The following is a 24,400-nucleotide window of genomic DNA, read 5'->3' on the forward strand; positions in this document are numbered from 1 at the left end:
TGCTTTGTCCGCTAGCTTATCTGGCAACAGAAACAGCTTCTTCAAACCCTATATGTGCCATCACAGGAACGTCAAATTCTCGCTCCAGATCTTCCATGCAACGTACTCTTCTTTGCAGCAGTTCAAGCAAGAAAGCGACGCACAGACCAAACAAAAAGCCGCCAATCAGGCCAAATATAAGGTTATTACGTAGCAAAGGTTTTGCATGCTTTTCGGGTACTTCGGCCCATTGCATGACCGTTGCATCTGAAATCGCTACGTTACTGGTCATTAAAAGTTCGTCGAACTTCTGGATCGCGGCATTGTAAATTTTCTGGACGCTATCTAACTGACGCTGATACGAGCTGATCACATCGCGATGTTTTTTATTTTCAAAGGTCTTTTTCTGGTAATTCGCTAATTCAGCCTCGATCACTTTTTCTTGTTGTGCCAGACGCCCTTCCACTGATTGCAAGGAGTCAAATGCAGTCGATGATTCACGCTTGAGCTTATCCAGCAGTGCCTGACGTTCCTGCATTATCGCGATATAGCGAGGGTGATTTACGCCTAATGTCGTTTGAGCATTGGCTAACTGTGCGTCAACAGCAATCAGGGCCGCTTTCACACCAGATACATTGCCTACACCCGCAATTTCCGGCAAGTCAGAATTCAGATTACCACGCTTCATTAAGCCATCCAGAGATTGCTTCTTGGCTTGTGCTTCGACCCTTTGCAGTTGCACGTCCATCAAACGAGCACTTAATGCATTCATCTGACGCGAATCCAGATCAGTACGCTCATCCGCATCAACGATTTGATATTCTTGCTGATAGCTGGTTAATTTCTTTTGAATATCGTCAATTTGTCTGCTCATGGTTTCTAACTGAGCGTTGTATTGATCTTTCCGTGCACGCGCGGGTGCATTCATCATTTCAAGAGAAAGATCAATATACGATTTGACGATGGCATTGGTAATATCTTTTGCCATTTGCGGACTATTCGAAGAATATTGAACTTCAACTACCCGGCTATTTTTATGTGGTGCCACCTCAACATGCTCAGTGATGGACTCAGCCAATAATCGAAGCCCACGACGCTCACCATATTTGGCAATCAGCTTGCGACATTCGTCTGTATCTTGTAATCGCAATGCCTCAATAACGCGCTCCGCAACTTGTACACTGCGAATAACATCAAATTGCGTTTCAAGATAACTCTCATCCTGCATAGGATTAAATTGCCGGCCATTAATCGGATCGTTAATACGATAATCAATATAAATATTTGCTGAGGCAATATACGTTTTCGGTAACAACACGCTAACAACACCCGCAACCACCAAGGCAGCAAAAGTGATGTTTAAGATTAATTTTTTCCTGGCACGCAGCATCGCGCCTATCTGCGTAAATGAGAGAATTAACTCGGTCGGAGAACTTCGCATTGGCAGTCTTAAAAAATGCGTTCGTTAATAAACACAACATCGCCTGGCAGCACGACGTCAGAAATACGGGCTGGAATTTCTTTTAACCCGCCATCACTGGACTTGCGGTGGATGATGATACGAGAAGTACTACCACGGTCTGTAACACCTCCGCCGATTGATAAAACGCGCATGACGTTCATATCATCTTCCATCGGATAGGCGCCTGGGCGTCGCACTTCACCGTACACATAAAAATTCTTTTGCTGTCCCACTATCAATACGTCATTAGCGAGAACTTTCTGGCCGAATTGCGCATTATTCTTTTCATCCTCAAAATCAAGACGAACTGTCGCGTATTCTGTCAATTCAGCTTTTGCATCCTGGCTGTTACGGCGCAAAATTCGTAAATTTTTATCTGCTCGCGGTGTTACACCACCTGCCAGACTCAAGGCATCAAGTACACTGAGGTTACCTTGCAATATAAAACGTCCCGGACGCACCACTTCTCCGAGTACCGAAAAGCTCCGACTGACTTGCGCTGCAACTTTGACCGACACTTTAGGTTTAATAAGGTATTGTCCCGCCTCAAGTTTCTTCGCAAAAATTCCTGCAATTTCGGAACCGGTTTTACCACGCACGTCAACGGTACCGACCAAAGGCAGAGTTACGATACCATTTGCGCCAACGACAATGTCGGCGCTCAGATCAGGCTGACCAAACACTGTAACCAATAATTGATCACCTTCGCCGACTACGTCAGCGTTTGCATCAGAAGGGTCGAAATTGTTTGCAGCGATTGATGGTGCTACTTTGGTAGTAACAGATGTCGCAACTGAGGTCGCGCTTGGAATCGGAACTAAGGACTTCGCCGGAACAATAACTGAAGTATTTACTGCGGTCGGAGCCTGAGGAGTACCCTGGGGCATAACTGGCGTAATAACTGGAGCAGCGATCGTAGCAGTAATTGAAGTTGAAACTGAGGGCTTGTCTTGCGTTACAACTTGCGGAACTGACCGAATATTGACTGGTGCGGCAGTTGAAGTAATGACTGGTGCAGCAACTGCAGGAGAATCCGGAGCAGAAGCTACCATGGAAACGACTTCAGCTTTCTTCGCTGCGACCGGAACCATCGTTATCCGTTGATCTATCTTAAGTTGCGATACCGAGTCACTAACAACTTCCTGTGCGGAAAGAGTTGCAGAAAATAACAACGACATCGCACCCGCCACAAAAAAAACGGGCAATTTCAACTTAGACATAGTGGTAAAAACCATTGAAAACCAAGGATGTGAGGAAAACATCTTATTTTATCTTGCAACAATCGAAAAGGTAGATTTTTTTTGTCATACATACAAAAAAATGCAACTATATCGAAATAAAAAAAATAAAGTAGCAATCCATAACAATAATTAACCATTATTAAATTGTCACCCTTGTTAAGCTACGTTAACATTGCTCAAAATGAACGAAAGTGGCGCTATGGCAAATAAGCAAGTTGAACAAGCAAAAATAATAACCTCCCCCGTTGGCACAAATCCGATGAAAAAAATTGTTCCTCTTGTGATCATCGCCCCCGTCCGGGATGAAGCTGATTTAATCCGGCTCACGCTCGAGTCGATCACGCAACAAACTGTACACCCTGTCGAGTGGATCATTGTCGATGATGGATCTAAAGACAATACTGCAGAGATCGTTGAGGAGTACGCAGCGAAATATCCGTTTATCCGTTTGGTTCAGCGGCCAGATCGCGGTTTTCGCAAAGTTGGCGGCGGTGTCGTCGCTGCATTCAAATACGGCATCACACAAATTCAGCATACTGAATACCAATACATTGCCAAACTTGATGGCGATATGTCGTTTGGCCCTCAATACCTCGAAATCATGTTTAAGCAATTTGCCAGCGACCCCAAATTAGCAGCAGTCTCTGGCAAAGTTTTTCGCGAAGAAGATGGAAAGCGCGTAGAAGAAATCATCATCGATGAACATGTCGCTGGCCAATTCAAACTTTACCGAAGGAATGCTTTCGAAGAAATTGGCGGCTTTGTCGAAGAAGTACTTTGGGATGGTATAGACGTTCATACAGCACGCATGAAAGGCTGGAATACCAAGAGCTTCTATCATCCTGACGCTATTCTCATGCACCATCGACTGATGGGGTCATCAGACAAAAATGTATATCGCGGCCGCTTACGATGGGGACGCGGTATCTGGTTTATGGGATACCACCCTTTGTACGCGCTGGCATCGGGTGTATTCAGAATGCGCGAGAAACCATTTGTTATCGGCGGGTTGTTAATTATCGCCGGTTATCTGGGGGCTGCTTTAAAACAAGCACCGCGCTATGATAATCCAGAGTTCAGGGAACATCTGCACAAGTGGCAATTGGCGCAGATTAAAGGCTTATTCTTCAAAACAAAAACAAAATAATTCCACCTGACAAACGAAAGATTATGTTCAGCTCCCACTCTACATCCAGTGCATCACAGCCTGCGCACTTATTATCTGTGCTCACCGGAGTGGCTTTTGGTGCAGCCATATGCCTGACTTTGCTTGCGATTATCCTCAATGTCGAGCGCGTTGACGCCGACGTTTTTTTTATCCGCTTCCTGATCGCTGCAATGACGAGCATCATTGTCTTTTCCAGCCATCGCCTTTTAAATTCCTTGCAAGATAGAAATCCATTCTCACTTTTCCCAAAGCTCACGTGGCGTTGGTTTATCGTCTTTATGGTGGTCTTACTGACTGCATATGTCGATAAGATGTCCGAGCAGTTGTCGAGAAAAGTGATGTTACTTTGGTTGGTCATCACCCCTTTCTCTTTGATGGCGATGGCAATAATTATACGAAGAATCGCTACGTTCTATTACTCGAACCCCGCAAGAAGAAGAAAAGCAGTTCTGATTTGGTCTAATTCTGCTTGCGCTGATCTGATCGACTCCTTACGCAACTCTCCATTAGCCGCAGTCGATGTCATCGGCTTCTTCGACAATCGCAGTGCATCTCGACCACCAAGCAAATTAGAAAGATTGGGAGATTTAGGCGATGCAATTGAATGGATCATCGATCCTGAGACCGGCAAGGTCAAGGTAGATGTGGTCTTCATTGGTATGAATACAAAAGAACCGGAAGAATTAGCGGAGATTTTAGAGATACTATATGACAGCACTGCCACAACCTATTTCGTCCCAGAGTCTTTGATTTTCGGTATGCCTGGAATACAACTGCGCGAATTAGCAGGCAAACCTGTCTTGGCATCCGTCGAGACGCCGTTTATTGGACTAGCTGCACTACCGAAAAGAATTGTCGATTTTGTTGGTGCATTCATCGGCATAATCCTTTTATCGCCAATCATGATAGCCATTGGCGTGGGCGTCAAACTAAGCTCCCCAGGCCCAATATTTTTCAAACAAAATCGTTACGGCATCGCTGGCAAAGCAATCAAAGTCTACAAGTTTCGTAGCATGAAAATAGCTCCGAAAGACTCGCCCGTGATTCAAGCGAAAGTAGGCGATGCTCGCGTTACTAAATTTGGCAGTTTCATTAGAAAAACGTCTTTAGATGAATTGCCGCAGCTATTTAATGTACTCACCGGCGACATGAGCTTGGTCGGCCCCCGCCCGCATGCGGTCGCCCACAATGAGCTTTACCGAAAATTGGTTACCGGTTATATGTTCCGCCACAAAATCAAACCCGGCATCACCGGCTGGGCACAAGTTAACGGTTTACGCGGAGAAACCGATACCCTGGAAAAAATGCAAGCACGCGTTGACTACGACCTGTATTACTTACAGCACTGGTCTATCTGGCTTGACTTCGTCATTTTATGGCGCACCGTCAAAGTCGTTTTTGGCGACAAGAACGCCTACTAAATCGGTAACCCAGGGCATCAGATCAACCCTTCTAAGCACGTATTGGCCGACGTGCCACGCTGTCGAGGTATTCTGAAGTACCGGCAATTACTGTCGCGGCTTTGATCTGGTCGCTTGGTGTACGGTAGCTAAATACATCAGATCTCAACTGGCAAATGCCAATCTCAGGACGAGTTATTTGTTCAGAATTGCAAATTAAATATAATAACGATGGATGCATAAGCCTAAGTTAACTTGTTAGCCTATACCATCATAATATCAACGCTCTTTTTTTGCCCTTTTAAAATTCCGCAGATAATTTCCCAGAAGCGAATTTTTCAAATCACTACGCAAAGCAAAATAGGTCGATTTTGCCTTAGCAATCAACATGGGAGAAGAAATTGCACCTTCGCACAAATCAATCTGACCCGTTGCAAAGCGCAGCTTGTAGGGTTGCTCGCCGCGCCCAAGATCTATACATGTGATTCCGGTCGCAGGAGCCTCGCGTGCGCAGCCAGCAAGCAAAATCAGGCCAGGTGAAAATTCTGAATAGGCTGTCGCATACCAAGGAAACCAGTAATGCAAAACGCCGGAAGAACGCATACCAAAATGGGCTGCAATAAGGGTATCGCCTGCGTATAACGTCGATAAAACGCCAGAAAAACCTGCCTGCTTTTGTTGACTTATTTCTTCAATAACGGCACGTATCCAGGGCACCGCAAAAATATCATGCTCGACACCCAGTGTACGAATAAACTGATCTGATTTGCCAGCGAGCAAAGCAGCAAATTCTGCCGGGTCTCGGGCATCAAAATGAAATCTCAGGGGACCAAATTTTTTGCTTAATTTCCGCTCGTTGGTTTCTATCTTTTTAAATAAAGAAGCATCGCGCTTTTCAGTCAAGCGCTGCACATAGACATTAAAACCACCTTCCAGATTTAACGTAAGCGAACGACTATGATGCCATGCATATGCTGCGAACTCAGTACGGTCTGTGGGCATATGATTGAAGCCCATATAGCGCACGTTCATCGCTGCCAGCATCTGCTTTAAGGGAAGTCTATGGTTCGTCGAAGTTATCGGACCTTGATAATCTGTCAGCCCTCCTCCGATTACTTCAGCGAGAACATTATTTTTCTTATGATGAGGAAAGAAGCCGATGACCTCACCGGCATCTTCAATTACTAAAATTCGCGTGTCAGTGCGTGCCGCGCCGATAATCGCCGTGTATTGGGGGTGATAATAAGGGCTTTGCAAAATTTCCGAATTATTGAGCATTTGCAACCAGGCATTATGTAGCCCAGCATCCAGCTCCCCGCCGCTGATCAGACTAAACTTCATTGTATCTCTTGCTCATGATTGAGAAAATATTGCTGTAAATTTTCTTGCAATTCAGCCTCCATTGCCTGCTCGACGACTGTCGATAATCGGCTACCGCGTACCGGCTCAAACACAAATACCCGGTAAACGTCCGCCAGTTTCAACATCGTTGGATTGGCGATCAATGTCCACAAGTCACCACCTTCATTTCGAGTTGCCCACCATACATTTTTACTCTGTGGCGTATTGATTGAAGCAATCTGTGCAACCCACCCTGCATCCTGCATACGCTGCAACAAGCCTTCAATCTCATCCATACCAAACCTGGTGGTGGTACGGATTTGTGCAACGCTAACAACGGCATCTTCTTTGGTATTTCTCGCGGCAGTCAATACTTGCAGAATACGCATCGCATCTTCAAAGGCACTGCCAGGCGTAGGAACATGCCACCAACGTTCAAATTTCACTATTGGTAAAGCCGCTGCAATGACGGCGCCAATCAAAGTAATGAGCCACGACAAATAAATCCAAATCAAAAAAATTGGTACCGCGGCCAACGCACCATAGACGATGGTATAAGTCGGGAAATGCGTCACAAAGATCGCAAAGCCACGTTTTGCAATTTCAAAAGCACACCCAGCGAATAATCCTCCCCATGCCGCGTCGCGCCAATCTACCGAACGGTTAGGCACTGCGAGGTAGAGCAAGGTATATGCACCTGTCGTAAACGTGACCGATATTAAGGTATAAAATACCCCACCAATGAACGGGACAGAAGCAACAACGCCACTAGTAGCTGTAAACAAGTAGGATGTGATGGAAATCGAAACGCCAATTAAAAAGGGGCCCAAAGTAACGATCGCCCAGTAGACTAATACCCTTTGAAACAAAGGACGCGAGCGCTTCACTTGCCATATCTGATTAAAGGACTTGTCTATCATCGCCATGGTGGCAATTGCGGTCAACATCAGTGCCACACCACCGACTGCAGATAAACGTGTGGCTTTAGTGGCAAACTGCGTGAGGTAACCCAATATCGTATTCGCAATGCCTTTGGGCATCAAATTCTGTACAAAATACGCCTCTAAGGAAGTACGGAAAGTATTAAATAAAGGGAAAGCCGTAAAAATTGCCAATGCTACAGTCAGAATTGGAACGAGTGCCAGCACAGAGGTAAATGTCAAGCTACCTGCCACTTGCGGCAGGCGCCCCTCGCGCAGGCGTTGCAAGGCAAAGAGAAAGAGGTTACGTAATTGTGTCCACGAAAGTCCGCGCATATCGATCTTTAAAAAATTACTAGCCGCTATTTTACTGAGAGAGTGACCATAAAGTCTCATATAATAATCATTATGAATACATCCAAGCTTACGATTCTCGTTTTATTTTATTCACGCCACGGCAATACCCGCAAAATGGCAGAATTTATTGCGCAAGGCATAGAAAGCGTGCCAGGTTGCGACGCTCGCCTAAGAACAGTGCCGGCAGTATCGGCAAATACGGAAGCAACCGAGTCAGACATCCCCGCCGAAGGTCCACCGTACGTCGAATTATCGGATCTGAAGGAATGCGCCGCATTAGCATTAGGGTCCCCTACTCGCTTCGGCAATATGGCAGCAGCGATGAAGTATTTTTGGGATGGTACTGCTGCCGAATGGCTATCTGGCACTTTAGTCGGAAAACCTGCGTGTGTTTTTACATCAACCGGCAGCATTCATGGTGGACAGGAGTCCACCTTGTTGTCGATGATGTTACCGCTACTCCATCACGGCATGTTGTTGATGGGCATCCCTTACAGTGAGGCCGAATTAATGACCACCACTACCGGCGGCAGCCCTTATGGAGCAACGCATTGGTCGGGATTGGATGGAAAGAATCAGATCTCTGACGACTCCCGTAAACTTGCCATAGCCTTAGGTAAAAGGTTGGCGGAAACAGCGCAACGCCTGACTCAGCATCCATGATCACAACACGTCAACAACATGCTCATTTTCTGGCCTGCATTATACTTGGTTTGCTGATCGTGCTATGTATTAGCTGGGAAATGTGGGTAGCACCTTTACGTACGGGTGGTTCATGGATGGCGCTCAAAGTATTGCCACTAGTTCTGCCATTGCGCGGAGTGATACGTAAAGACAATTACACCATGCAATGGACGTCAATGTTAATCTGGCTTTATTTTACTGAAGGCTGTGTCAGAGCATATAGCGATAAAACCAGCATTTCCGCAGCTTGTGCGAGCTTAGAAATTTTCCTGTCGGTGTGCTATTTTGCAGCAATTTTGGTGTATTTGCGGCCTTTCAAACAAGCAGCAAAACAGCGCAAAATACAAAATGGATGATTTTCTTCAACAGTGCCGGGCTGTCATTGGCTCACAATACGTCCTCATTGACGAAGCTGATCGCAAACCATATGAGACCGAATGGCGGCAACGTTACCGTGGACATTGCCTCGCCGTCTTGCGCCCAGCATCGACAACAGAAGTTGCGGATTTGGTTAAATTATGTCGCCAATTTAAGATCAGCATCGTGCCACAAGGCGGCAATAGTGGATTGGTCATCGGCAGCGTTCCGGATAGCTCGGGCAGTTCGGTAGTGTTATCACTACGCAGACTGAACAAAATACGTGCCATTGATACCGATAACAATACCATCACTGTTGATGCTGGCTGCATACTTAACGACGTCCAACAATCGGCCGATAATAGCCAACGACTGTTTCCACTCTCCTTAGCGTCAGAGGGCACTTGCACCGTCGGCGGAAATCTCTCCAGCAACGCAGGTGGCACTGCTGTGCTACGTTACGGAAATGCGCGCGAGCTGTGCCTTGGGCTGGAAGTGGTCAATGCGCAAGGTGAAATCTGGGATGGATTAAAAGGATTGCGCAAAGATAATACTGGATATGATTTACGTGATTTATTTATTGGCGCTGAAGGTAGCTTAGGCATTATCACAGCAGCGGTGATGAAACTCTACCCAAAACCAAAGGCAATTCAGACAGCACTGGTCGCACTTTCCTCACCGGAGGCAGCCCTGGAGTTACTCAATCTGAGCCGTGAAGGATTTGGGCCAGCGCTGACCGGTTTCGAGTTCATTTCGGCAATCTGCCTGGAGCTGGTTCACAAGCATTTTTCGGATATTCCATTGCCGTTTTCAGAGGCTTATTCGTACTATGTACTACTGGAAATTTCCGATCATGAATCTGAATCACACGCCAGACAACTAGCAGAAAACGTTTTGGGGCAAGCCTTAGAAGGCGCAATTATTTCTAATGCTGTGATTGCTGATTCTATGACGCAGGCCAACAATTTGTGGAAGATACGCGAGAACATTTCCATGGCTCAGGCGGCGGAAGGTAAAAATATCAAGCACGATATATCGCTACCTAGTTCGTGTATACCGGCTTTTATGATGATGACCGCACAGCTTATTGTGAGCCATTTTCCTGGTTGCAGACTCATATGTTTCGGTCATATGGGCGATGGGAATTTACATTACAATATCTCACCACCGATTGGCGTCAATGATCAAAATTTCATATCCAATCAAGAAGCAATTAACCGGCTGGTACATGATCAGGTGCACGCCTACAACGGCTCGATCTCTGCCGAACACGGAATAGGTTCTTTAAAGCGAAAAGAACTGCTACGCTATAAATCAGCCGTCGAACTTCAAATGATGCGTGCGATTAAATCTGCACTTGATCCAGATAACATCATGAATCCCGGAAAAATTTTATAAGGTTAAAGCATTTGTCTATGCGGATATTTTATTTTCAAACCAACGCAATTAAAACCATCCAATATGTGTGTTTACCCCTCACCTTATTTCTGCATAATTTCGCATTCGCCGACGTCTACCAGTGTGAGCAAAACGGCCATATTCATTATAGCCAAACGGCGTGCGCAGCCAACCAGAAGCAATTGACACATACTACGATTACTGCCGACGATACGCCATCAAAGGAAACACAACAGGCGGCCAAGAATAGGTATCAACGCGAAAAATCTGAATTAAAAAAATTGGAGCAGCAGAGAATTAAGGAACAAGAAAAGCAAGAAAAGACTGCGGCAAAGCAAATAGCCAAATCAAAGCAACAAAAAGCAGCATGCGACAAAGCACAACTACAAGTGAAGTGGGCGAAAGAAGATGCGAAGTCAGCAGCGCAGAAATCTGAAGCCAAGGCTAAGCTAAAAATGCAACATGTCAAAGAAAAAGCGGCTTTGTCCTGCCAATCAAATTAAAAAAATTTAGTATCGAAGAATGCGGATGTTGTGTTCAACCAATAAAAATGCCCGAAATAAATTCGGGCATTTTTATTAAATCCTTGGCCTGCCCAGCAGGAATCGAACCATTATCTTAGGTAAAATCAAAATTTTTTACTGAATGAATGAGTGCTTTTCATAGGAAAAAAGGAAATATTTTAAATATGCATCTAGATGCACAACTTGTATACAAGTTATCCGAAATCATTTCATATTTTCAATAAAATATTTCTTCAGATAAGTTACACCGAGACTGTCTGTACCTAAACTTTAAAAAGTTTATTTGAGCTAGCTGAATCACCCACATATTTCAAATGTAAAACCGATTGTGCGATAAAAAACCACCGAATCACCAATCAAAATCAATTCCACGAGGAGTGGGTCCTCAAAGGAGTAAAAAGTTCACCAATCCCGAATTTAGTTTGGAGTTGCTATTGAACCAAGTCACATTCTCGGCATATTCCCAAACTGCGAATTAAATACTTCACGCGAATCTATTTAGCTAATATCCTTTTAAAAAACTACGATACTCGTAATTTTTTACAATATCACATACTACGACTTACGTAGTATGTGATATTCTAGGATCAAAATTCAATATCTCAATCCCTTTTTTGTTATGCTTATCACAACTAATCACAGCCTGCAGGAATCTTTCCGCGGCGGAACGAACACCGTTTACTACTCTTGGAAATGTGCGGAGATAGATTTAAATATCCCATATTTTCTTTTTGAGTTTGAGGTAACTCAAAATTGCAAACCGATTCAGCTGCGAACGCTTTTCTACTCGATCACTGACCTAATTTCGTATTCGAAGATTGCTCAAGAGGATACGAATGCTACTTGCATCGGTATTTCTATGCTATCGCCTGAGTGGCTAAATAAATCAGATCGTTGGCAAATTGATAAATTAGTTAAGGTCTTAGAAGTAACTATGGACAAAAAACTCCCACCGATCAACGTGTTTGAGACTGACGATGGTAGACATTTTTCTGATACATGCGCTGACGTTAATTTAGAAAGAGCAATTGACCTTAAGGTTCTATTGGCCATTGAATAGATTGAAACTACTTTCCCAAACAATAGGGACCGCTGATGGCTGGTCCTACTAAGGCGATTCAACTCGATAGGACTAATCGAGGTTCTAAATAGATTACAGCCAACGTAAGAAATGATTTTTAAAAATCCAATCCGGTATATGACTTACTACATGATAAAAAATGCCCAAACGGTGGCGACTATCTTCTAGAGCAACTGTAATTCTTTCTTTTCGCCCAATTTAAGGGGTAGTGGTGAGCCTGCCAATTGAAGTGCTAAACCAATATTTAAGTTAGTTTCCTTGTCGCTTTCTCTTGCTTTTCCGAGCTGTGAATTCAAGCTTATTACTACTTCGACAATCTAAAAACGAATGAAATTTATAAAAAAATTTATTAACCTTTTGATTGGCTTTTCGTTAGCCGTCGCAATCTTTTTTGCGGCACCTTTGGCTGCAATTTGTTTTTTATTTGGTTTCGAAAATCTAGGCGGCTTTTTTATAATTGTTTGTATTCTGGGTAGTTTCCTAGGACCGATCTACCACTCGTTCGCACAGAGGCTTTAAAACTACTCAAATCACAAATTCCAGCATTACATCAAAAGGAGCTTTAGGGAATTAATAAAAATCCCGTTAATATTGATCGAGGTCATTTGGTAAAGACACAATAGATTGAGAGTTGAGTACCGTCACATACTTGAGAACTTCTTTTTTCTCCTTATTGTTCATTCGATGATATGAGATCAATAATCCAGCAATATCATCTTCTTCGGCAAAAAAATATGTCACTGGTGCGTTAAGTACCTTGGCAAGCATCTGAACAATTGCATAATCGGGTGCATGCACAGACTGTTCATATCTGTTAATCCGAGTACTTGCGACGAATTTATCGATACCTGCCTCTATTCCAAGTTGTTTTTGAGATAGATTTTGTTCCAAGCGCAAAGTTTTCAATCGCAAACCAAATACAACGTTTCCACGACTCATCACGAATATCACTTTATATAAAGCTACGATCTTCGTAGCTTTATATAATTTGAGATACTACGACTTACGTAGTATTTGCAATACTAAATTTTGCTTTAAGCAAAATTTAACAGTTATTAATTATCACAAAAATAACAATTATTTGACGTATAACCAAGTTTGTGACTTCACACCTAACACCTATTCCTCATTTAATGAAGTACTTTTTTAGTGACTCGCTCGCTACAGATCGTAATACCCGCTATCCCGATCAAAAATAAAGTCACCGAAATTATTTCTGCTTGTGTCATCAATATCCCGCTGAATTTAAATACAGGATTCACTCTGATTTGTTCAATCATAAACCGTTCAATTCCGGCAAAAATTAGGTACACAGAAAAAAGCCAACCAGCTTGAAATGGGTTCTTTCTTAATTTCCATAAAATAAAAAAACAAAATAACGCCATGGCTGTCTCATATATTGGTGTCGGATAAACACCCGGATTAGCAATAACTTCGCCATAAATATTATGGTCATAAGTTTGTGACCATAGCCAGGTTGGTAACCAACTGGGTTTAGCCTCCGCATTTGCCATGATACCCCAATCACCATCACCCGAGATTTGACACCCTACCCTCCCAATTGCATAGCCAATCATCATAGATGGGGCCGCAGCATCTAGTAACGACCGAAAAGGTAATCGCCACTTTCTCACGCAAAATATTCCAGAACAAGTACCAAAAATCAATCCTCCGAAGATACTTAAACCAGAAGTACTTAATAGCATTGCAATCGGATCGGCAGAAAAGGCATCAAGATGTTCGAGTATATGGAACAAGCGCGCACCTAATATACCCGCTAGCATCACTATGAAAGTCAAATCTGGAACAACATCCTGTGGTGGAACTTCTAACCTATATTTTAGCCCATCTGATCCAGTGTTCGAAATGCTGGCCGATGGAATATCGCCCGCAGCATACATGCGACTTAATTCTCGACTAAGCAAGGTAGATGCAACAATCATTGCTAGTGCAACACATAAGCCGAACATTGGCATATGTAGTGGTGTATCAGTACCAGTTATGGATTTAATTAAATCGCTCAAATAAGGGTAAGACATACTTCTCCGTCAATATATTTCTTAGAAATTAAAACCTCTTCTGTCTTTGGAGACAGTTCTCCAACCTCCGTTTTGGAATCTCCCGAATACGAACAAAGTATCGGATTAACTTAAGTGACCGCTAATAGCTCTTAGCTTAAACTGGCTAACGACTTGTTCAAGCAAAATTGCCTGATTTTGCATGGATGCTGCTGCTGCGGCGGCCTCTTCCACCAAGGCAGAGTTTTGTTGTGTAACACTATCCATATCGATAATGGCGGTATTAATTTGGTTAAGACCAGATGATTGTTCTTGGTTAGCATTGGCGATCTCACTGATTACTGTCGTCAATCGCTGAACACTGGCAACGACTTCTTGCATAGTCGCGCCTGCCTGATCTACTAGTTTGCCGCCTATCCCAACTTTTTCTACAGAATCGTTAATGAGCGTTTTGATTTCCTTTGCAGCGCTAGCAGAACGTTGCGCCAAATTCCTGACCTCAGATGCAACCACTGCAAAACCTCGCCCCTGTTCTCCGGCACGCGCTGCCTCGACAGCGGCATTTAAAGCGAGAATATTGGTTTGGAAAGCAATACCATCAATCACCGCAATAATATCGACGATTTTTTTTGAAGATTCATTAATTGAACCCATCGTACTTATAACCTCCCCAACTACTGCCCCACCTTTTTGAGCTACATCGGATGCTCTATTCGCCATTATTTGCGCCGCTTTGGTATTGTCAGAGTTATGTTTTACGGTGCTTGTCAACTCTTCCATCGCGGAAGCAGTCTCCTCTAGAGAGCCAGCCTGCTGTTCAGTTCGTGACGACAAATCGAGATTGCCAGTTGCTATTTGCGTAGAGGCAGTAGTAATCATTTCCGTTCCATTACGCACTTCGTTCACGATTTTAGTTAGGCTTTCTGTCATTTCTCTCAGAGCCGACAGCAAATCTGCAGTCTCGTCCTTGCCGTCGATATCCACGTTATTGCTTAGATCGCCTGATGCGACAGTCTTTGCAATATGCACTGCTCGTGCCAATGGGCGAATAATGCTGACTACAAAGTAATACGTAACGACGCTTCCTAAACAAAAGGCGATTAGCATACCAAGCAATGAAAACAAACTGGCGCGCTGATAAGCAATTAATTGACTCTCATTTGTTTCCTTCATCAATCGTTCAGATTGATCAAGAACATAGGTAACAATGTCTCCAATTTGCTTGGTTGGTGCTCGGTCCATTCCCTTCACCAGACGATCAACAATATGAGCGCTATCTTGGTTTGCAATATCATAGCTTTTTATAGCATCGATATATTTACCGTTAAGTTCTTGCATAGATTGCCTGGCAGTAGTAACTTGCTTCGTATCTAATCCCAATTTATCCAGCAACCCTGCGAGCTGATTTAAATCTTTCTGAGTCTCTTCGCCTTTGGTTTTAAATGCGCTCAAATATTTTTCAAAAGCTACCGAGTCATTCCCACGAAGCAACAAATCCTTCCATTCCTGTACCTGTATTTTGAAATCCACCTGTGCTTTTCTCGCAGCATCAACAGAATGTTCCAACATTAAGGAACGCTCCATCGCGTCCCGAACACGAGTATTACTTGCTTTAAGATTTAACCAATCATTTCCGCCAACAACTAACATCGAACACAACAAAAAGCCAGCCAATAGTCCTAACCGTGTGCCAATTTTGATATCAGTGATTTTCATAACACGCTCCTAATGAAGATGCTGTACCACGTTTTGTGATGATTTCATGTTAAGGAAGATAAGAACTGATTTCAGAAAAAAGCAGCTTAATCAACTTTTTCGGAAACAGTTTATGTAAACTACATCTGCAATCTGTACGGAGCGAAGGTTTGTCTTTTTTTTGTGGACTTAATTTTCAATAGCAAGCGTGATGCGTGTCCAGTATCGGAAGCGCTGAACGACATATATTTACTTGCGACCGTTAGCTAACATCTTGGGATACCTAATAATCATATCTAAATGTCCTTGGTGATTCCTCTCCACATCCGTTGATACAATGCCATATTTCAGAATTTGGTGCCTCATCCGAATAGGTACCCAATATCTCATGATCAAATTTGTAGGTTGTGTCAAACATTGGCGAGCTTTTATTTCCGTCGCACCAAAATATATCCTGGAGCATTTTTCTGTGGCAAACGTCTGAATACTCTCGCGAATTTTGTTTTGATTCAACCTTTACCTTAACAATAAGTTTTTCTTCATGGTCACTCAACGAATATTCATTAGTAAGTCGTTCAACAATCTCAAGAATCACAGTTTCGCTTTTTATATTACGGCCATGAAAATTACCGAAACCTACAGCCCAACATGAACATGGAATGATAATGAGGGTAAAAAATGCGTATTTACGCATGATGCCTCCCGCGGAAAATTTAAACCAAGTGATCGGCACATGTAAAATTTTCTCTCGTTTCAACATAAACGCGACACAGATGGCGATACGGTCGTTCAAAGAAATTAATGGGCTACGGGAACGTACCATTAACCTAAAAATAAATAATGAGTCGAGATTGCGAATTTTGAAGTCATTCTTAAACCTGACATGCAATCGTTTATTTTACAGGGCTCGCTTTCTTGCTTGCCCTGACATAATTAATCTAGACTCGAAGCAGTTACCACAAATCGTCTACTTAAATCTTATCCAAACCGGAATGGCGATTGAGTGAAGCATGAATTACCGGTACAGCATCGTTATTCCTTTATCAACCGCGAAATATTCATTGCATCTACAAAGCGTAAAGAACTCGCACTCGCGTTCAGTAAGACTAATGTTGCTTTTTTCTGCGCTAGCTTTATTCTCATGATGAGGCAATTTCCCGCCTCATTCGTAAAACCTGTCTTCGATAGCAAAATATCCCAGCCTTTTCTACCCACAAGTCGATTGGTATTATGAAATAGACGTTTGCGACCTTTGATAGCAATCGTATCGTCACTATCAGTTGTGATATCAGATATATCAGGATAGTGCGATGCTGCGAGCGCCATTTTGACTAAATCAGCAGCAGTCGACGTATTTTCCGGAGACAAGCCTGTTGGCTCTTTAATGACGGTATTTGTCATACCCAAGGCTTTTATTTTGATGTTAACCGCTTTTTCAAAGGCTAAATTGCCTCCTGGATATGTGCGAGCCAACGCAGCAGCCGCGCGATTATCAGAAGACATCAAGGCTAATTGCAAAACATCTCTTCTTGACAAGGTGGTACCAATCGGTACATGAGATAAACTGTGTTTTAAGGTATCGAGATCAGCTTTTTCTATGGAGATCATCTCATCCATATTAGGCTTACTGTCAAGAACAACCATCGCTGTCATTAGTTTCGTTAATGATGCGATAGGTGCAATCTCAGTGGCATTCTTTTCCAACAAAATTTTACCAGTGCCGTCCTCAACAACAATCGCATGTTGCGAATTCAACTGCACTGCCGCAGCGCTACTTATGTGCAATACCAAACAAAAGCCAATTAAGCGTTTTAACATTATTGGTATCCAATAAAATCAACCGTAATTCTGAGTAGCTAGTTTATCGAAAGCATTTATAAGGCTATCGAAGTTAGCTTCATTCAACCGATGAGCATCACATATACCATACTAGGGATAGAAAACTGACGTTGGAGTTGCGCAGTCGGTGTTCATTTTCACTGCACACTCCAAATCACGATGCTCTAGGAATTATTTACCTGAATAGATAATATCAGCTCGGCGATTTTCAGCCCATGAAGCTTCATCATTACCACTTGCTTTTGGTTTTTCTTTACCAAGTGATACAGCTTCCATTTGTGAATCTGGCGTACCGAGTAACGCAAGAGATTTACGGACTGCTTCAGCACGCTTTTGTCCTAATGCCAAATTGTATTCACTACCGCCGCGCTCATCTGTATTTCCTTGAATCAAGATTTTTTTTGTCTTATTGGCAGTCAAGTATTTTCCGTGGGCTTCAAGCACCGGATTGAATTCAGATTTAATTGCATATTTATCAAAATCAAAATATACGCTACGCTTTGATAAAATATTTTTTGGGTCATTGAGTGGATCAACAACTGGCGTTACGACAGTTGCAATTGCACGTGTATCAGCAACTGGTGCTTTTGCAACAGGCGTTGCCGGTGCAGGAGTTTCAGCAACTTTGACTGGGGAGCTGCAGGCAGCTAACAGGACAGCAGCGGATGTAACGATGGAGAGCTGGGTAACGGCACGCATTGAAATTTCCTCGTGAATACTTGTAATAAAAAGATAAATTGAGTGGTTTGTGTGCTTTTGGGAAATGGCACAATTCAAAACCTTCCTATATTGCATTAGTAAACTTAGGTGAATCTTAAAGTTTCAAATCACAATAGAAAAAACAGTCAACTATCCGTAATATACGTGCCATTAGTCAAATCAACGATTATATGTTGTCATTCAAGGCACCTCAGAAAAATGCAAAGGTATCAACAGAAAAATAAAGTTTTGCGACAACCGTGACACATCTAATCTATATATAGCCAAGAGAAGACAGTCCATTACAAGAAAATGCCTAATTTTATTGTCCAAGAATACTAATACGCTGATGCTAAAACTTACTTCCTTGGATTATATTAGTGATTGGCATGGATACACACACAGCGAGTCCAGAATGATTTATTTCGTCTGAGAATCCTAGTTGAATCTCAGCGCCAATCCGGTCCGTGATTGCCTTGACGATGGAAAGGCCCAGACCTGACCCGACATGATCGCTCCCAAGGGTCCGATAAAACGGGTCAAACACCCGCTCTCGCTCGACAACTTGAATACCTGGCCCTGAGTCCTGGATTCTCAGTATTGCGCGACCTTCTTCCGTGGTGACAGAAAGATCGACCTTCCCGCCATCTGGCGTGTAACGAATGGCGTTATCGACTAAGTTCTTGACTATGGCAATCACGTCCAGCTCGTTACCCCAGAGTTGGGCGTCTTGCTTTCCTTCGACGCCAATGTCGATGTGCTTGTCCTCGGCCAGCGGCATAAGGTCTTCCAGCACGCGTCGATAAACGTGCTGCACCGATACAGACGACTTGGGTCGGTCGAGTGCAGCCTGAGCCTTGGCCAAGGTGAGAAGTTGATCCAGCAGGTTACGGCCACGCTCTATGCCTCGGCGCAATGTCATGAGACGTTCACGCGCGAGGTCAGACATATCCGCCTGATCCAGTCGCTCCGCTTGCAGTGACAAGGCGGTAAGCGGGGATCGAAGCTCATGCGCCGCATCCGCGACAAGCCGGCGCTGAGTTTCCATTGACTGGTCAACGCGGACAAGCAGACGGTTGATCGCCACCACGAACGGGCGCACTTCGGCGGGGAGATGGCTTTCGTCTACGGGATGTAATTCCTGTTCGGCGCGCTGGTCAATTTCCGCTGACAAAGAAGCGATGGGCCGGAACATCTTGCGCACAAGATCAGCCACGATCAAAAGCAGGATGGGAACCAGGATCAGAAACGGCATCAATGTGCGCAAGGCGCTGTCGCGTGCAATTTCGTCACGAACGCCGGTTTCTTGCGCCACGGCGATTCGCTCGCCACTGGACGTTGTTTTGACTAACACACGGAACGGCTCGCCGCTGACATCAAGCGTATGTAGACCATCGGGCAGAGTGATCGGTAGCGGCAGCGGTTCTCCCGCATCGCCCTTCCCGGCCGCCTTGATGCCGTCTGAAAGATACTGGACGATGACGCGCGATTCTTCGTCGCTGTCCTTGGCGCGGCCATCGTCTCCGAGATGTGCAAGTGGGAGGTGTTGCCGGTCAAACAGTGCCGCGACTTGGCGCAGCATGTCGTCTTGCAGCTCGTGGGCTTCGTCGAATGCGGATACGAAAGAGAATATGCCTGCCACCAACGCGATGACAAAAATAGCCAGCGACAGCGAAAAGGACAGCTTGAACTGAACCGACTCGTTCAGACGTTTTTTGAAACCATCCATCCAACCCCCCTGACATTTTTGATGATTTCGCCGCCAAGCTTGCGCCGCAGTGCATGGATCAGGAATTCGACGGCGTTGCTCTCGACCTCTTCACCCCATCCATAGATACGGTCTTCCAGATCGCTGCGCGAGAGAATGGCTCCAGGGCGTATCAGCAAGGCTTGCAACAAAGCAAACTCACGATTGGAGAGTTGCACCGAGGCACTGTTGTTGACCGCCGCCTCCCGCGTGGCTGTATCGAGCGACACGACGCCGTTGCTGAGCAGGGGCGTTGCGCTCCCTCCCTTACGTCGCAGCACCGCGCGCATGCGAGCCAGCAGCTCGGCCATCTCAAAAGGCTTGAGCAAATAATCATCGGCCCCGCCATCCAAGCCGCGCAGTCGATCATTGAGGCGGTCGCGGGCGGTGATGATGAGCAGTGGAACCGGATTGTCTTTAGCGCGAATGCTGATCAGCACCTCCAGCCCATCCTTACCTGGAAGGCCAAGATCGAGAAGCACCAGGTCATAGTGCTGGCAACCCAGTGTCGTGAGGGCAGTTTGGCCGTTCTTTACCCAGTCAGCAGCATAAGAAGCGTCTTTTAGCGCCCCTTGGATGGCTTCGCCAATCATGGTGTCGTCTTCGACCAGCAATACTCGCATTCCTCCTCCTATTATTGCCTCATACCCCGTCTTAAATACATTCCATCTTCAAGGTAACATTGATTTAAGAACTCCATCCTTCAGTTTGACGTGGTGATACACCGCGGCTAGCGCATGAATTCCCGCTAACCACATGATGACATCGCCAAGAAATTTGTGTACATCGCCCCAATCCGCAAGACCAGACAAATGGGCGTTTGCTATGAAAGGCAATTCGTTAATCCGAAAGCCACCCAGCAACGTCAACGGGTGTCCCTCCGTCCCAAGAGCGAGTAAAGCAGTAATAGGTAACGCAAAAAGCAAAACCCACAATACGAGGTGCACCAGTTGCGACAGAAATCGCATCCATGCGGTCATCTGGGGCCGAGGGGCAACTGGTCGCACCGTAGCCCAGACCAAGCGTAGTAGTGTGAGCGTAAAAATGGTGACGCCCAAGGATTCATGCCAAACGATGTCGATTCGTGTACCTGGGTCGATCCCGTTATGCAGCAATCGGCCAAAGTCGCCTGGTCCCAAAACAAATGCAATGGCGACAGCGATTGCTGTAATCCAATGGAAGACCTTGCTTAGCTTATCGTACTGGTTCAGATTAGTGTGTTGCATGTTCTCACTCGATTGAAAATTTCTACCAGCTAAATGTGTCAGTATATTCAATGTGCCGATCCAGCTGCACGCTGCTTGAACAGCAAGATAGTTGTCAACATGAATGCAAAAAGGGCTGCCGATGCTGAATAGCGACTTAGAGCCAATCCGCCCGCACTGAGCGGCTTATCGAGAAAGTCCCCTACGACGGCACCGAGAGGGCGAGTCAGAATGAATGCTGCCCAAAAAAGCAGGGTTCGCGATACATTTGTCCAATAGTAAAATGCAGCAACCAACACCAACGATGCGCCGAACAGAATGGCACCGCCAGTGTAACCCAATCCTGCCGTATCCGCCGTCCAATCGCCCAGTGCCGTCCCCAGAGTCTGGGAGAACATGATAGTCACCCAATAGAACACCTCGACCTTCGGCGAACTTACTGTGCTAACCGAAACTGAGCCCAGTGTTCGATGCCATATAAACAGTGAACCAAATAACAATGCCATAAGCAAGGTCGAGCCACCAGCATACCCAATACCGAGGGATCGGTCTGCGAAATCAGCGAGCGTCGTGCCGACCGTCGTGGTTGCAATGATCGTAGTCCAGTAAAAGAATGGTTTAAAGGTCTTGGTCTTGATTTGCGCAAAGACCGCAGCCAAAAATACGGCTGCGAAAATAACTGTACCAATCAAGTAGCCCAAATTCATCGACATCGAAACGGCATCGCCACCTGTTTCGCCGAGCGTGGTTGCCGCAATCTTAATGATCCAAAAAACGAGAGTGACCTCTGGGACTTTGCTCAGGACTTTTTCCGCTGAAGTATTCATATTAATTCGTGCTCCCAGGTCAGAGCTTCGCTTGTAGCGAGTCGAAAGTGGTCAATAGGTCAGCCATAGCCTTTTTGCAGTCGGTTTGATTGGGGACATCTGCACGCAGTGCACTAAGGGAGGAATCAATGGCCTTGTCGAGCCTATGCCAATCATCCGCTGCACGAGGCTTCAAGCCTGCCTCCGCCGAGTCCCATGCGACCTCCAACTCCTTAATCTGCGTCTTTGCAGCTCCTAGATCGCCCTTGTCCACAATGGCGGCGACGTCTGCGGCGATGCGCCGAAATTCAGATAAATCCCCCAATTTGGACGCAGCCTTTGCCTGCGGCGCGGAGGTGGTCTGACTGGTCGGCATTGCGGCAGAACCTGCCGTGCCAGTGTCGGTGAACTTTGAGCATCCAGTCACCAGAACCACCAAAGCAGTGATCGACAATACAACAACGGGGTGGGTGAAGAAATTCAAATGACGCATTATTTTTCCTTAAGTTATTGGTTAGAGGTTATTCGGCAGCTTGTACATTAATGCGGCGACCACCGCTGAACTGCGCAACGGCCACCAGCATCACTATCACGGTCAAGAATAGAGTACTGGTCCACATGGCACCCATTCCGAGGCCTCCATATGCCTTGGCCTGCGTCAGCAGGTCACCGAGTGCAGCACCCAAGGGGCGTGTCAGGATATAGCTAATCCAGAAGGTCAGTACGGCGTTGCCGCCTATGCGCCATGCCGCATAGATGATAGCGATCAGTGCACCGAACGACACCACTCCCCATGTGAAACCAAGGCCGAGCGCTTCGGTCGCCAAGTCGCCTGCCGCTGTGCCAAGTGCAAATGTACAGAGGATAGCAGACCAGTAAAACAACTCCCTGCGACGCGAAAAAATCGCATGGATGGACAAGCTGCGTTCCACCCAAAACCAAACCGCAAAAATCGCTGCTAGCGCTACGGCAAATGCTGACGTGCTGACATACAGACTCACACCTAGCCCATCGGTGAGCAGGTCAGTAACCAGAGTGCCCACCACGCTGACTAGAACGACCGTGAGCCAGTAAATCCAGGGTGTGTAGCGCCGCGTACGTAACTGCATTAATAAGACACCAGCCAACAATGCGCCCATCAATGTACGAGTCATACCTTGACCGAAGCCTGCATTGACAGCCAGAAAATCGGCTCCAGTTTCTCCGACCGTCGTGGACATGATCTTGATAACCCAAAACGAGAGAGTCACTTCTGGGACTTTATTAAGCCAGTTTGATGCGGAAGGCGTGGTCAGCGTGTTCATGGAGTTATTTCCTACAAAGGCGAGTTATTCTTAAGGCTAGTCTGACTTATCAAACTTAGGCCAGCCATAGGCTCATCATTTGCGCACCCATCCAATTTCGATGAGCTTTCCGAAAAGGACTCGATGAACGCTAATGGCAAGGCTATAAGTAACAGGTAAATACAACCCCGACTCACGAAACACCAAGCAGGCACTCAACATGGCGACCAAGGCCGCGCTAACGATATCTAGCGGAAAATGAACACCTAGATAAATGCGAGCCCATGCAACAGGCAACCCCAGAAATGCAAGCGCCATTCCCACCTGGCGCGTGCTGCGATGCGTCAGAAAACTAAAAGCAACGCCCCACAGTAGCGTCAAATGGTCGCTCGGACACGAAGAATCAGCAACATGGGGAATAAGAGTGTTTCCCAGACCGATCATAAAAAGACGTGGATGTTGCCAAGCCAGTCCGATGATCTGATTGATGAGTAAGCCAGCCAAACCGGACGCGGTCGCTTCGAGCAAAATTTTGCGGGTATGTTCGTTTCCGCGAAGCCAACCAAATCCGATGCTGACCGGAAGTGCCCAAATGGCGTACTCTGCGAAAAAAGTGGCGATGGCCAGTAGCTGTGTGCTTGGGTGCTCTGTTGCATTAAGCCAGAGAAAAAGTGCGTGATTGAGGTCTTCCATGTGGTCTCCGAAGCCGAATCACGAAACTGTAGCGACCCGGCCTTGTGGTGTGTAGTTAGTCTTCCTTGTCGTGGTCGTCATCGCGATCAGCTTTGTCTTCGGCGGACGAAATGATCGTGCCTTTGTCGGCATCGACCCTCACATCGAAGACTTTGGCACCACTGACGACCTCCACATCGAAGACCCAGCCCTGCCTCGAGTTTTCGTACTCGGTGCGTGAAGCCTTGCCGTTGGCGTATTGCTCGGCAGTGGTGACAGCCTGAGCCAGTGGGATTTTGGCCTTGGTAATGGCCATGGCATCGTTTTCCATGCCGCCTTGGGCAGCATAGGCAACGGTACCCGCAGCGGCGATAGTTGCGGCCAGGAGAGAAAATTTGCTATAGCGATTCATGGTGCTTCTCCAAAAATAACGCAGGTATTTGCGTAAATCAGAGCATGCAGAATCTTACTTAGCAGGTACTTAGCTAGAAAAACTTAACTTATGCAGCTTTCCTCTTTTAGTG

Annotated in this window: 24 protein-coding genes; 6 read left to right on the forward strand and 18 right to left on the reverse strand. The window is 45.5% G+C overall.

Annotation, left to right across the window (positions count from 1 at the left end):
- Window positions 1–16: 16 nt before the first annotated feature.
- Window positions 17–1,420: a Wzz/FepE/Etk N-terminal domain-containing protein gene (locus H8K32_RS09435; RefSeq protein WP_186912238.1), complete on the reverse strand. Its 1,404-nt coding sequence runs from the start codon at window positions 1,418–1,420 to the stop codon at window positions 17–19.
- 8 nt (window positions 1,421–1,428) lie between these two features.
- Window positions 1,429–2,661: an SLBB domain-containing protein gene (locus H8K32_RS09440; RefSeq protein ID WP_186912239.1), complete on the reverse strand. Its 1,233-nt coding sequence runs from the start codon at window positions 2,659–2,661 to the stop codon at window positions 1,429–1,431.
- 220 nt (window positions 2,662–2,881) lie between these two features.
- Here H8K32_RS09440 and H8K32_RS09445 point away from each other — a divergent pair, with 220 nt between their 5' ends.
- On the forward strand, window positions 2,882–3,829 hold the full coding sequence (locus tag H8K32_RS09445) for a glycosyltransferase family 2 protein (protein WP_222613065.1): 948 nt from the start codon (window positions 2,882–2,884) through the stop codon (window positions 3,827–3,829).
- Between the two features lie 23 nt (window positions 3,830–3,852).
- On the forward strand, window positions 3,853–5,271 hold the full coding sequence (locus H8K32_RS09450; protein WP_186912240.1) for an undecaprenyl-phosphate glucose phosphotransferase: 1,419 nt from the start codon (window positions 3,853–3,855) through the stop codon (window positions 5,269–5,271).
- Between the two features lie 258 nt (window positions 5,272–5,529).
- Here the strand turns inward: H8K32_RS09450 and H8K32_RS09455 are convergent, their stop codons facing one another.
- Window positions 5,530–6,591 carry a GNAT family N-acetyltransferase gene (locus H8K32_RS09455; RefSeq protein WP_186912241.1) on the reverse strand — a complete coding sequence of 354 codons (1,062 nt, stop codon included), beginning with the start codon at window positions 6,589–6,591 and terminating at the stop codon, window positions 5,530–5,532.
- A complete protein-coding gene (locus H8K32_RS09460; protein ID WP_186912242.1) occupies window positions 6,588–7,847 on the reverse strand; it encodes a YihY family inner membrane protein in 1,260 nt (419 codons plus the stop codon). The genes H8K32_RS09455 and H8K32_RS09460 overlap by 4 nt, the downstream gene beginning before the upstream one ends.
- A 72-nt stretch (window positions 7,848–7,919) precedes the next feature.
- On the opposite strand from H8K32_RS09460, the gene wrbA reads away from it, so the two are divergent.
- Genes wrbA through H8K32_RS09480 form a run of 4 tightly spaced genes read left to right on the forward strand, consistent with a single transcriptional unit; the run spans window position 7,920 to window position 10,810 of the window.
- A complete protein-coding gene (gene wrbA / locus H8K32_RS09465; RefSeq protein WP_186912243.1) occupies window positions 7,920–8,531 on the forward strand; it encodes an NAD(P)H:quinone oxidoreductase in 612 nt (203 codons plus the stop codon).
- Complete coding sequence (locus H8K32_RS09470; RefSeq protein WP_186912244.1) at window positions 8,528–8,908, forward strand: DUF2069 domain-containing protein; 381 nt, start codon at window positions 8,528–8,530, stop codon at window positions 8,906–8,908. Before wrbA ends, H8K32_RS09470 begins: the two co-directional genes overlap by 4 nt.
- Window positions 8,901–10,307 carry an FAD-binding oxidoreductase gene (locus H8K32_RS09475; protein ID WP_186912245.1) on the forward strand — a complete coding sequence of 469 codons (1,407 nt, stop codon included), beginning with the start codon at window positions 8,901–8,903 and terminating at the stop codon, window positions 10,305–10,307. The genes H8K32_RS09470 and H8K32_RS09475 overlap by 8 nt, the downstream gene beginning before the upstream one ends.
- 17 nt (window positions 10,308–10,324) lie before the next feature.
- Complete coding sequence (locus H8K32_RS09480) at window positions 10,325–10,810, forward strand: DUF4124 domain-containing protein (RefSeq protein ID WP_222613066.1); 486 nt, start codon at window positions 10,325–10,327, stop codon at window positions 10,808–10,810.
- A gap of 1,687 nt (window positions 10,811–12,497) precedes the next feature.
- Here the strand turns inward: H8K32_RS09480 and H8K32_RS09490 are convergent.
- The 14 genes from H8K32_RS09490 to H8K32_RS09555 all read right to left on the reverse strand — a co-directional run bounded on the left by H8K32_RS09490 (window position 12,498) and on the right by H8K32_RS09555 (window position 24,288).
- Window positions 12,498–12,851, reverse strand: coding sequence for a helix-turn-helix domain-containing protein (locus tag H8K32_RS09490; RefSeq protein ID WP_186912284.1), 354 nt, complete (start codon window positions 12,849–12,851; stop codon window positions 12,498–12,500).
- Between the two features lie 191 nt (window positions 12,852–13,042).
- Entirely contained in the window at window positions 13,043–13,951 is a 909-nt protein-coding gene (locus H8K32_RS09495; protein WP_186912248.1) for a prolipoprotein diacylglyceryl transferase, read from the reverse strand.
- Window positions 13,952–14,056: 105 nt separating this feature from the next.
- On the reverse strand, window positions 14,057–15,646 hold the full coding sequence (locus H8K32_RS09500) for a methyl-accepting chemotaxis protein (RefSeq protein WP_186912249.1): 1,590 nt from the start codon (window positions 15,644–15,646) through the stop codon (window positions 14,057–14,059).
- A 262-nt stretch (window positions 15,647–15,908) separates the two neighbouring features.
- Window positions 15,909–16,319, reverse strand: coding sequence for a hypothetical protein (locus H8K32_RS09505; RefSeq protein WP_186912250.1), 411 nt, complete (start codon window positions 16,317–16,319; stop codon window positions 15,909–15,911).
- Between the two features lie 338 nt (window positions 16,320–16,657).
- Complete coding sequence (locus H8K32_RS09510) at window positions 16,658–17,443, reverse strand: serine hydrolase (protein ID WP_186912251.1); 786 nt, start codon at window positions 17,441–17,443, stop codon at window positions 16,658–16,660.
- Window positions 17,444–17,635: 192 nt separating this feature from the next.
- Window positions 17,636–18,163 (reverse strand): peptidoglycan-associated lipoprotein Pal, encoded by a 528-nt coding sequence (gene pal / locus H8K32_RS09515; RefSeq protein ID WP_186912285.1) that lies wholly within the window; start codon window positions 18,161–18,163, stop codon window positions 17,636–17,638.
- Window positions 18,164–18,515: 352 nt separating this feature from the next.
- The gene (locus H8K32_RS09520) at window positions 18,516–19,892 is read right to left on the reverse strand and encodes an ATP-binding protein (RefSeq protein WP_186912252.1); all 1,377 of its coding nucleotides are present in this window, start codon (window positions 19,890–19,892) and stop codon (window positions 18,516–18,518) included.
- Window positions 19,868–20,533, reverse strand: a complete 666-nt coding sequence (locus tag H8K32_RS09525; protein ID WP_186912253.1) for a response regulator — start codon at window positions 20,531–20,533, stop codon at window positions 19,868–19,870. Before H8K32_RS09525 ends, H8K32_RS09520 begins: the two co-directional genes overlap by 25 nt.
- Window positions 20,534–20,581: 48 nt before the next feature.
- The gene (locus tag H8K32_RS09530) at window positions 20,582–21,136 is read right to left on the reverse strand and encodes a cytochrome b (protein ID WP_186912254.1); all 555 of its coding nucleotides are present in this window, start codon (window positions 21,134–21,136) and stop codon (window positions 20,582–20,584) included.
- Window positions 21,137–21,183: 47 nt separating this feature from the next.
- A complete protein-coding gene (locus H8K32_RS09535) occupies window positions 21,184–21,942 on the reverse strand; it encodes a COG4705 family protein (RefSeq protein WP_186912255.1) in 759 nt (252 codons plus the stop codon).
- Window positions 21,943–21,961: 19 nt separating this feature from the next.
- Entirely contained in the window at window positions 21,962–22,414 is a 453-nt protein-coding gene (locus H8K32_RS09540; protein WP_186912256.1) for a hypothetical protein, read from the reverse strand.
- Window positions 22,415–22,442: 28 nt separating this feature from the next.
- On the reverse strand, window positions 22,443–23,225 hold the full coding sequence (locus H8K32_RS09545; RefSeq protein WP_186912257.1) for a COG4705 family protein: 783 nt from the start codon (window positions 23,223–23,225) through the stop codon (window positions 22,443–22,445).
- 75 nt (window positions 23,226–23,300) lie between these two features.
- Window positions 23,301–23,897 (reverse strand): undecaprenyl-diphosphatase, encoded by a 597-nt coding sequence (locus H8K32_RS09550; RefSeq protein ID WP_186912258.1) that lies wholly within the window; start codon window positions 23,895–23,897, stop codon window positions 23,301–23,303.
- Between the two features lie 55 nt (window positions 23,898–23,952).
- Window positions 23,953–24,288, reverse strand: a complete 336-nt coding sequence (locus H8K32_RS09555; RefSeq protein ID WP_186912259.1) for a PepSY domain-containing protein — start codon at window positions 24,286–24,288, stop codon at window positions 23,953–23,955.
- Window positions 24,289–24,400 lie beyond the last annotated feature (112 nt).

The organism is Cognatundibacterium jejuense, assembly GCF_014284255.1.
In the GTDB taxonomy this organism is placed as follows: Bacteria; Pseudomonadota; Gammaproteobacteria; order Burkholderiales; family Burkholderiaceae_D; genus Undibacterium; species Undibacterium jejuense.

What these genes read in the sequence shown, in the direction of transcription:
- H8K32_RS09510 (WP_186912251.1), bottom strand. Translation starts at nt 17,443, where the DNA reads ATGTTAAAACGCTTAATTGGCTTTTGTTTGGTATTGCACATAAGTAGC.
- H8K32_RS09555 (WP_186912259.1), bottom strand. Translation starts at nt 24,288, where the DNA reads ATGAATCGCTATAGCAAATTTTCTCTCCTGGCCGCAACTATCGCCGCT.
- H8K32_RS09505 (WP_186912250.1), bottom strand. Translation starts at nt 16,319, where the DNA reads ATGCGTAAATACGCATTTTTTACCCTCATTATCATTCCATGTTCATGT.
- H8K32_RS09455 (WP_186912241.1), bottom strand. Translation starts at nt 6,591, where the DNA reads ATGAAGTTTAGTCTGATCAGCGGCGGGGAGCTGGATGCTGGGCTACAT.
- H8K32_RS09535 (WP_186912255.1), bottom strand. Translation starts at nt 21,942, where the DNA reads ATGAATACTTCAGCGGAAAAAGTCCTGAGCAAAGTCCCAGAGGTCACT.
- H8K32_RS09475 (WP_186912245.1), top strand. Translation starts at nt 8,901, where the DNA reads ATGGATGATTTTCTTCAACAGTGCCGGGCTGTCATTGGCTCACAATAC.
- H8K32_RS09440 (WP_186912239.1), bottom strand. Translation starts at nt 2,661, where the DNA reads ATGTCTAAGTTGAAATTGCCCGTTTTTTTTGTGGCGGGTGCGATGTCG.
- H8K32_RS09450 (WP_186912240.1), top strand. Translation starts at nt 3,853, where the DNA reads ATGTTCAGCTCCCACTCTACATCCAGTGCATCACAGCCTGCGCACTTA.
- H8K32_RS09445 (WP_222613065.1), top strand. Translation starts at nt 2,882, where the DNA reads ATGGCAAATAAGCAAGTTGAACAAGCAAAAATAATAACCTCCCCCGTT.
- H8K32_RS09500 (WP_186912249.1), bottom strand. Translation starts at nt 15,646, where the DNA reads ATGAAAATCACTGATATCAAAATTGGCACACGGTTAGGACTATTGGCT.
- H8K32_RS09545 (WP_186912257.1), bottom strand. Translation starts at nt 23,225, where the DNA reads ATGAACACGCTGACCACGCCTTCCGCATCAAACTGGCTTAATAAAGTC.
- H8K32_RS09530 (WP_186912254.1), bottom strand. Translation starts at nt 21,136, where the DNA reads ATGCAACACACTAATCTGAACCAGTACGATAAGCTAAGCAAGGTCTTC.
- H8K32_RS09435 (WP_186912238.1), bottom strand. Translation starts at nt 1,420, where the DNA reads ATGCGAAGTTCTCCGACCGAGTTAATTCTCTCATTTACGCAGATAGGC.
- H8K32_RS09480 (WP_222613066.1), top strand. Translation starts at nt 10,325, where the DNA reads ATGCGGATATTTTATTTTCAAACCAACGCAATTAAAACCATCCAATAT.
- H8K32_RS09495 (WP_186912248.1), bottom strand. Translation starts at nt 13,951, where the DNA reads ATGTCTTACCCTTATTTGAGCGATTTAATTAAATCCATAACTGGTACT.
- H8K32_RS09540 (WP_186912256.1), bottom strand. Translation starts at nt 22,414, where the DNA reads ATGCGTCATTTGAATTTCTTCACCCACCCCGTTGTTGTATTGTCGATC.
- pal (WP_186912285.1), bottom strand. Translation starts at nt 18,163, where the DNA reads ATGCGTGCCGTTACCCAGCTCTCCATCGTTACATCCGCTGCTGTCCTG.
- H8K32_RS09460 (WP_186912242.1), bottom strand. Translation starts at nt 7,847, where the DNA reads ATGCGCGGACTTTCGTGGACACAATTACGTAACCTCTTTCTCTTTGCC.
- H8K32_RS09525 (WP_186912253.1), bottom strand. Translation starts at nt 20,533, where the DNA reads ATGCGAGTATTGCTGGTCGAAGACGACACCATGATTGGCGAAGCCATC.
- H8K32_RS09490 (WP_186912284.1), bottom strand. Translation starts at nt 12,851, where the DNA reads ATGAGTCGTGGAAACGTTGTATTTGGTTTGCGATTGAAAACTTTGCGC.
- H8K32_RS09520 (WP_186912252.1), bottom strand. Translation starts at nt 19,892, where the DNA reads ATGGATGGTTTCAAAAAACGTCTGAACGAGTCGGTTCAGTTCAAGCTG.
- wrbA (WP_186912243.1), top strand. Translation starts at nt 7,920, where the DNA reads ATGAATACATCCAAGCTTACGATTCTCGTTTTATTTTATTCACGCCAC.
- H8K32_RS09550 (WP_186912258.1), bottom strand. Translation starts at nt 23,897, where the DNA reads ATGGAAGACCTCAATCACGCACTTTTTCTCTGGCTTAATGCAACAGAG.
- H8K32_RS09470 (WP_186912244.1), top strand. Translation starts at nt 8,528, where the DNA reads ATGATCACAACACGTCAACAACATGCTCATTTTCTGGCCTGCATTATA.